The following is a 7,842-nucleotide window of genomic DNA, read 5'->3' as shown; positions in this document are numbered from 1 at the left end:
CAGCTCTGAGCAAACACAGTCGATCGAATTGCCACTAACAAGAACGACACCAGAAGAAGCTATCGAGCTTGCTTACCAGGGCCTAAGAGAGCAATTGGCTCAAGAGTTGCTCGCAAGAATTTTGTCTTGCTCACCTACGTTCTTTGAGCAGCTTGTCGTAGAACTGCTTGTAAAAATGGGCTATGGCGGGTCACGCCGTGATGCAGGGGAGCGAATTGGTCAAACCGGGGACGGTGGAATCGACGGCATCATTAAAGAAGATCGGCTTGGCCTCGACACAATTTTCATTCAAGCCAAACGCTGGCAAGGATCGGTCGGAAGGCCGGAGATACAGAAGTTCGTTGGTGCCCTACAAGGACAACGAGCCCGGAAAGGCGTTTTCATTACAACGTCTTTTTACACGGCTGATGCAATGGACTACGCATCGCGCATTGACACAAAAGTCGTTCTCATCGACGGGAAGCAGCTTTCAGCACTCATGATGGACTTCGACGTTGGCGTTTCTTCAGCAGCTTCGTATGTAGTCAAACGCATTGACTCCGACTACTTCGAGGAAGGCTAATGACTTGCATAAAGATACATGCCAAGGGAGGAAGGCCGCAGTCAAAAGGCTGGCGTCAGGCCTCCAACATAACAGGCAAGACCTGACCCTCAAGCCCCGAACTGAAAAGCCGAGGGTCAAGTCTTTAATCGCGAAAAGCCGAGGGTCAAGTCTTTAATCGTTAATTTCAGTAAAAGCCGAGGGTCAAGTCTTTAATCGTTAATTTCCTGTAAACGCCGAGATCCGAAGAAGATGGGCAAGACTTGACCGGAACGGCATCGACTTGCAAGGTGCATGCGCGCAGCGCAGCACCCATCAAGGCGACGCGCAGCGAGCCGAGTTCTTTGGAGTTCACCCCCTTCTGCATGGGCGAAGAGCGCAGAATTTGGCGGGCGTCGCGAAGCGACTTCAAGATCTGGTTTCGCGCCCCTTGTTTGAACGCAGCGTAGCGAAGTGAGTTGGGCGCGGCCCGGCAAATTCGAGCACTGAGCGGACCCGCAGGGCCATGCGGCAGGGTCGCCTTCTCTGGCCGACTTCTCTTGGCGAGACAAGAGAAGCCGGTCGCCCGCCGGGGCGAACTCCCGGCATCGTGGCAGTAGTGCAATGCAAGTGCGGCAGCAGGGTCAGTTCTCTAACTCGACTTGGCCTTGAAACCCCAAGTGCGTGGTCCTGAGAAGTGCCTCCCGGCAGAGGACAATCACGCCTCCATCAGCGCCGCTACGGAGCCACCCGCACCATGACCGTCCAACTCAAGACCAACGCCGCCGCCATCGCCATCACCGTGGTCGATCGCAGCGCTTTTCAAACGCTGGCCCCAACCCAACCCACCCCGACCCGCCATTGGCTGTCGGCGCTCGGTTTCGTCGGCGCCCCAGATAGCTTCGCGCTGGTGCCCGGCCCCGACGGCAAGCTCGGCCAGGTCTTCGCCGGTATCCACCATATTGCCGACCCGTTTGCCTTGGCCGCCCTGCCGCAGGCCTTGCCCGAGGGTCGCTACCGCTTGTCGACGAACGAGGGCTTGACCCTGCAGGCCGAAGCCGCCGCGCTGTCCTGGGAGCTCGGCGCCTATCAGTTCGACCTCTACAAGCCGCGCCGCCGTGCGCCGGCCGAGTTATGTTTGGCGCCCAGCGCCGACGCCCAGCGCGGCCTGGCGTTCGCCACCGCGATGGCCGCCACCCGTGACCTGGTCAACACCCCGGCCGAGCACATGGGCCCGGAGGAGCTGGCGCAGGCCGCCCAGATGATCGCCAAACAGCATGGCGCCAAGTTCAAGCAAATCGTTGGTGAGGACTTGCTGAAGCAGAACTTCCCGGCCATCCATGCGGTCGGCCGCGCCTCGACCCGCGCGCCGCGCCTGATCGAACTGAACTGGGGCGCGGCCGACGCGCCGCTGCTCTGCATCGTCGGCAAGGGCGTTTGCTTTGACACCGGCGGCCTCGATATCAAGGGCGCCGACGGCATGCGCCAGATGAAGAAGGACATGGGCGGCGCCGCCAATGCCTTGGGCCTGGCCGCGCTGGTGATGGCCTTCAAGCTGCCGCTGCGCCTGCAAGTGCTGATCCCGGCGGTCGAGAACTCAATCGCTGGCAATGCCTACCGCCCCGGCGATGTGATCAAGACTCGCAAAGGCCTGCATATCGAGATCGGCAATACCGACGCCGAGGGCCGCGTGGTCTTGAGCGACGCACTGGCTTATGCCTCGGAAGGCAAGCCCGAACTGATCATCGACCTGGCGACGCTGACCGGCGCCGCCCGTGTGGCGCTGGGCGCGCAGCTGCCGGCGCGCAGCTGCCGGCGCTGTTCAGCAAGCATTTCGACAGCGCCCGCGACCTGGTCGACTTAGGCCTGAAGCTGGAAGACCCGCTGTGGCATATGCCGCTGTGGGCGCCCTACAAGGCCGGCATCGAGAGCTCAATCGGCGACATCGTCAACACCGGCCGCAACGCGCTGGGCGGCGCCATCAATGCCGCGCTCTTCCTCGAATACTTTGTGGCCGAGAACCAGGACTGGCTGCACATCGACCTGTTCGCCTGGAACGATGTGGCGCGCCCCGGCCGCCCGGTCGGTGGCGAGGCGCAGACGATTCGCACGCTGCTGGCCTATCTGGAGCAGCGCTTCGCTGCGTAAGAACTCCTCAAGCCAGGCCGCGTCGGGCCGATAGGCCAAAGGCAGACCCCGCTTGCGGGACGCGCAATGCCTTTGCCACTCGATCACGCGGCCGCCACGGCCCACTCAAGGAGTTTGAAATGCACATGACTGTCGCCATGAATGCGCTGAAGGCCGGCTTGCTCGCCGGCCTGGTTGCCACCGCGCCGTTGACTGCTTATGCGGCCGACGGCGGCGCCACCGAGGCCGAGGCGGTTGCCATGGTCAAGAAGGGCGTCGCCTTCATCAAGACCAGCGGGCATGAGAAGGGTTTCGCCGAGATCTCCACCAAGGGCGGCCAGTTCAGCGACCGCGATCTCTACCTCACCGTCTACGGCCTTGAAGGCACGGTGCGTGCCCATGGCGCCAACGCCAAAATGATTGGCAAAAACCTGATCGAACTGAAAGACGTGGACGGCAAGGCCTTCGTCAAGGAGCGCATGGAGATGGCCGCTGCCAAGCCCACGTTTTGGCAGGACTACAAGTTCACCAACCCCGAGAACAAGAAGATCGAGCCCAAGCGCATGTATTGCGAGAAGCTCGAAGACATGGTGGTCTGCGGCGGCATTTACAAGTAAGTTTGTGCTCCGGGCCGCTGCGCCCGTCTACTGGGAGTGGCCATGAAACTTGCTTGGAAATTGCTGGCGGCGCCGCTGCTGACCGCCGTGGTGGTGCTCAGCGCGGGTCAGCTCAACGCGCTGCTCTTGAGCCGTGCGGCCGAAGCCAATCTCGCCACCATGAACGCCCAGCTGGAGGACTACCGCACCCTCAGCAATGCGCAGGAGCAACTGGCCCAGATCCACACCGGCGTCTACCGCACGGTGGCCCTGGTGGCCTCGCTGGATGACGCCAAGATCAAGTCCGCGCGGGCCGATCTGGTGCAGCAGCTGGCGGGCGTGCAACGGGTGGCGGCCAGCATCGGCGAGGCCCATGCCGACGACGCTGAGCTGCGCCAGAGCAGCAGCCAGCTGGCGCCCTTGATCGCCAAATACCTGAAGCAGGCGGACGAGGCGATCGACCTCTCTTCTGTTGACCCGAACACTGGCATCGCTGCGATGCAAAGCGCTGACAGCTCCTTCGCGGTGCTGACCCAGACCATGCGCGCGATGATCAAGCGGGTGGAGACGGCGTCGGCCGACACCGTGCAGGCCGCCGACAGCCAAGCCCGGCGCACCCGCTGGCTGCTGTCTGGCCTGGGGCTGCTGGCGGCGGCCATTGCCGTTTGTCTGTCTTGGCTGATGCAGCGCAAGCTGACCCATGAGTTGCAGCGCGCCACCGAGATTGCCGGTGAAGTGGCGGCCGGCAATCTGTCGATCGACGCCAGCAGTGAACGCAGCGACGAGGTCGGCGATCTGGTGCGAGCCTTGGGTCGCATGACGGCGCAACTGGGCGGCTCCATGCAGGCGGTGTTGGCGGCCTCGGCCTCGATCCGCACCGCCAGCGCCGAAATCGCCAGCGGCAATATGGACCTCAGCGAGCGTACCGAGCAGACAGCGAGCAGCCTGCAGCAAGCGGCCTCATCGATGGATCAGTTGACCAGCACCGTCAGGCAATCGGCCAGCTCGGCGCTGGAGGCCAATCGCTTGGCCGCCTCGGCCGCCGAAGTGGCGGCGCGCGGTGGCCGCGTGGTGGCTCAGGTGGTCAGCACCATGGAAGACATCAACAGCAGCTCGCGTCGGATCGGCGACATCATCGGCGTGATCGACAGCATCGCCTTTCAGACCAATATCCTGGCCCTGAACGCCGCGGTTGAGGCGGCTCGGGCCGGTGAGCAAGGCCGTGGCTTTGCGGTGGTGGCCGGCGAGGTGCGTTCGTTGGCGCAGCGCAGCGCGCAGGCGGCGCGCGAGATCAAGGGCCTGATAGGCGCCTCGGTCGAGAAGGTCGAGGGCGGCAGCAAGCTGGTCGCAGACGCCGGCCAGACCATGGGCGAGATCGTCGGCAGTGTGGAGCGCGTCTCCGCCATCATTGGTGAGATTTCAACCGCCGCGGCCGAGCAGTCGAGGGGGCTTGATTTGGTCAATGGCTCGGTCGTCAAGCTGGATCAGATGACCCAGCAAAACGCCGCCTTGGTGGAGCAGTCGGCAGCGGCAGCCGAGAGCATGAAGGATCAGGCCATCAAGCTGGCGGAGATCGTCGATACCTTCAAGTTGCCCTGATCACGACAGGCGCATCCGCCAAGACCCAAGCGGCCGCCTTCTCCGCAATCATCAAGGTCGGCGAGTTGGTATTGCCGCTGGTGATGGTGGGCATCACGCTGGCATCGACCACGCGCAAGCCCTGGACCACACCATGCGCGCTGCGCACCCGCAGCCGGCTGTCGACGACGGCCATGGGGTCGCTGTCACGGCCCATCTTGCAAGTCCCCACGGGGTGAAAAATAGTCGTGGCGATCGCGCCCGCTTGGGCAACCAGCTCCGCGTCGCTTTGGTACTGAGCGCCTGGTTTGTATTCTTCGGGTCGGTAGGCCGCGAAGGCCGGCTGCGCGATGATCTTGCGCGTTAGGCGCAGGCTGACGGCGGCGATGCGGCGGTCTTCCTCGGTGCTCAGGTAGTTGGGCGCGATGGCCGGCGCTTGTAGCGGGTCGGCCGAACGGATCTGCACCGTGCCACGGCTGCTCGGGTTCAAATTGCAGACACTGGCGGTGATCGCGTTGAAGCGGTGCAGCGGCTCGCCGAAGGCCTCCAGCGACAGCGGTTGGACGTGATATTCCAGATCGGGCCAGGCCTTGTCTGGGCTGCTGCGCGTGAAGGCCCCAAGTTGCGATGGCGCCATGCTCATCGGCCCCGTGCGCTTGAGTGCGTATTCCAGCGCTATCTTGGCCTTGCCAAAGAGGCTGGCCGCCTGCGTATTCAGGGTGGCTGTCCCCTCCACCTTGAAGACACTGCGAATCTGCAAATGATCTTGCAAATTGGCGCCGACACCGGGCAAGTCTTGCTGGACTGCGATGCCCAGGCCCTGCAACAAAGCGGCCGGGCCGAGCCCGGACAGTTGCAGGATCTGTGGCGAGCCTATGGCCCCCGCCGCCAGCAACAGCTCGCCGCCTGGATTTAATGTTATGTTTTCGAGCCCGCGCGGCGTGTGGACTTCGGCACCGCGGCAATGGAGCTGGCCGTCAAGCCGCTCCAAGCGCAGACGTTGCACGGTGCTGCCGGTCCATAACTCAAAATTTGAGCGGCCGTAACAAGTGGGCCGCAAAAAGGCCTTGGCCGTGTTCCAGCGCAGGCCCTGGCGCTGATTGACCTCGAAATAGCCGACGCCTTCGTTGTCGCCGGCATTGAAGTCTTCGGTCGCCGGGATGCCGGCTTGCACGGCCGCTTGGGCGAAGGCGTCCAGCACATCCCAGCGCAGGCGCTGGCGCTCTATCCGCCATTCGCCGCCATGGCCGTGGGCAGCCTTGAAAGCTGCGCTCACGCCTGCAGGCTGGTCGAGCCGCCAATGGTTTTCATGTTGCTTGAATGCCGGCAGGCACGCGTCCCAGCGCCAGCCAGGGTCGCCGGTCAGCGCTGCCCAATGCTCGTAATCGCGGCTTTGGCCGCGCATATAGATCATGCCGTTGATGCTGGAGCTGCCGCCCAGGACCTTGCCGCGTGGGTAGCGCAGGCTGCGCCCGTTGAGGCCGGCCTCGGGCTCGGTTTGGTAAAGCCAGTCGGTGCGCGGATTGCCGATGCAATGCAGATAGCCGACCGGAATGTGGATCCAGTGGTAATCGTCCTTGCCGCCGGCTTCCAAAAGCAGCACGCGTTTGTGGGGGTCGGCCGACAGGCGGTTGGCCAACAAGCAGCCGGCGCTGCCGGCCCCAATGATGATGTAGTCAAAGCTCATCAAGTGCATCTTGTCGCAACTTGCTTACACCGGGCTGGTGAGGGTTGAGTTAGGCCCTTGCCATTGGCAGTGCGAAACTGAATTCCGTGCCCTCGCGCAGCACCGAGCTGACGTCGATGCGGCTCCCATGCAGCGCCAAGATGCGCTTGACGATGGCCAGCCCCAGGCCGGCAGCAGCGCTGGGTACGGCAGCGGCGGCATCGTTGCCCCGCTTGCTCCAGTAGCGCTCGAAAATATGCGGCAGGTCTGCGGATGCGATGCCCTGGCCGTTGTCTTTGACGCGCACCACGATAGAGCCGCCCTGGGCCTGCAAGGCCAGCTCGACCCGGCCCTGGGCCGGCGTGTGGCGCAGCGCGTTTTCGACCAGGTTTTGCAGCACGCGTTCGATCAAGCGGATATCGGCCAGCACCTGCGCCTGCCGGTCGATGTCCGGCGCCAAGCACAATATGACACCGCGCTGTTGGGCGCTCAGCTGCTGGCTTTGCACCACGTCGCTGAGCAGGTCGGCGATGCAAAACGGCTCCAGCTGCGCCGGCGCCTGGCCCGATTCCAGCCGCGCCAACTCGAACAGCTCGGCCACCCGCCGGCTCAGGCGTTGGCAATGCGACATGCTGGTTTGCAGGTACTGGTGGCGCAGCTCCGGCGAAAGCTTGTCACCGCCCAGCAGCAAGGTCTCGACATAGCCTTGGATATTGGCGATCGGCGTGTGCAGATCATGGGTGATATTGCTGAGCAACTCGCGCCGGAGTCGGTCGCCCTCTTCCAGCAGGTGAAATTGTTGTTGCACGCGCTCTTGCAGCAGCCCCGCCGCCTGTGCGACCAGGTCGATCTCGTCCTTGGCCCCCTGCGAGTCCAGCAGGGCGGCGCCGTCGGGTTGGCGAAATGCTTGCATTTGTGCGGCCAGCCGGCGCAAGCGGCCGGTGATGGTCATCTGCAGCGCGACGATGATCAAGCCGACCAGTGCGACGGCCGTCAGCGTCAGGCCCCAAGCCGGCCCAAACTGGCTTTGCCCCAAATTCTGGGCGCGGATCTCGCTGGCCGCCGCGCCGCGCAAGACCACATACAGATAGCCCTGCACCTGCGCTCCGCTGGGCAGTGCTGCGATGGAAACCAGATTAGGCTGACCGGGCACGCGTGGGTCATCGCCGTAAACCGGCAGCTGCACAGAGCGGTAGTCGCCACTCAGCGATGCATTGACAAGCGCTTGCACCGCCGCCAAGTCCACTTGCTGCAAAGGCAGCTTGGGGGCAGCCAGGCTGTGCTGCAGCACGCGCCCTTGACGGTCCAGCAGATAGACTTCCAAGGCCGGGTGGATCAGGCCGATATACATGGCG

At 63.5% G+C, this 7,842-nt stretch carries 8 protein-coding genes; 5 read left to right on the top strand and 3 right to left on the bottom strand.

The window, feature by feature from the left end; all coding sequences use genetic code 11:
* Positions 1-562, top strand: a 562-nt coding sequence (locus RMO57_RS18095; protein ID WP_310389018.1) for a restriction endonuclease, incomplete at its 5' end; no start/stop codon positions are given.
* Between the two features lie 166 nt (positions 563-728).
* Here RMO57_RS18095 and RMO57_RS18090 read toward each other — a convergent pair.
* Entirely contained in the window at positions 729-953 is a 225-nt protein-coding gene (locus RMO57_RS18090; RefSeq protein ID WP_310389016.1) for a hypothetical protein, read from the bottom strand.
* A gap of 324 nt (positions 954-1,277) precedes the next feature.
* On the opposite strand from RMO57_RS18090, the gene RMO57_RS18085 reads away from it, so the two are divergent.
* From RMO57_RS18085 to RMO57_RS18070, 4 genes are all read left to right on the top strand, one after another.
* Positions 1,278-2,384 carry a leucyl aminopeptidase family protein gene (locus tag RMO57_RS18085; protein WP_310389015.1) on the top strand — a complete coding sequence of 369 codons (1,107 nt, stop codon included), beginning with the start codon at positions 1,278-1,280 and terminating at the stop codon, positions 2,382-2,384.
* Positions 2,330-2,668: a hypothetical protein gene (locus tag RMO57_RS18080; protein WP_310389020.1), complete on the top strand. Its 339-nt coding sequence runs from the start codon at positions 2,330-2,332 to the stop codon at positions 2,666-2,668. The genes RMO57_RS18085 and RMO57_RS18080 overlap by 55 nt, the downstream gene beginning before the upstream one ends.
* Before the next feature lie 119 nt (positions 2,669-2,787).
* Positions 2,788-3,264: a cache domain-containing protein gene (locus RMO57_RS18075; RefSeq protein WP_310389012.1), complete on the top strand. Its 477-nt coding sequence runs from the start codon at positions 2,788-2,790 to the stop codon at positions 3,262-3,264.
* Between the two features lie 42 nt (positions 3,265-3,306).
* Positions 3,307-4,842, top strand: coding sequence for a methyl-accepting chemotaxis protein (locus RMO57_RS18070; protein WP_310389010.1), 1,536 nt, complete (start codon positions 3,307-3,309; stop codon positions 4,840-4,842).
* Here RMO57_RS18070 and RMO57_RS18065 read toward each other — a convergent pair.
* Both RMO57_RS18065 and RMO57_RS18060 read right to left on the bottom strand, forming a co-directional pair.
* The gene (locus tag RMO57_RS18065) at positions 4,829-6,517 is read right to left on the bottom strand and encodes a GMC family oxidoreductase (protein WP_310389009.1); all 1,689 of its coding nucleotides are present in this window, start codon (positions 6,515-6,517) and stop codon (positions 4,829-4,831) included. The genes RMO57_RS18070 and RMO57_RS18065 overlap by 14 nt on opposite strands.
* 40 nt (positions 6,518-6,557) lie before the next feature.
* On the bottom strand, positions 6,558-7,842 hold a 1,285-nt coding region (locus RMO57_RS18060), incomplete at its 5' end, for a sensor histidine kinase (protein ID WP_310389008.1).

It is taken from the genome of Roseateles sp. (genome assembly GCF_031397715.1).
Classification (GTDB): Bacteria; Pseudomonadota; Gammaproteobacteria; order Burkholderiales; family Burkholderiaceae_C; genus Paucibacter_A.
The sequence above is the reverse complement of the archived record's forward strand: the minus strand, read 5'-3'. Positions and strand labels throughout refer to the sequence as shown.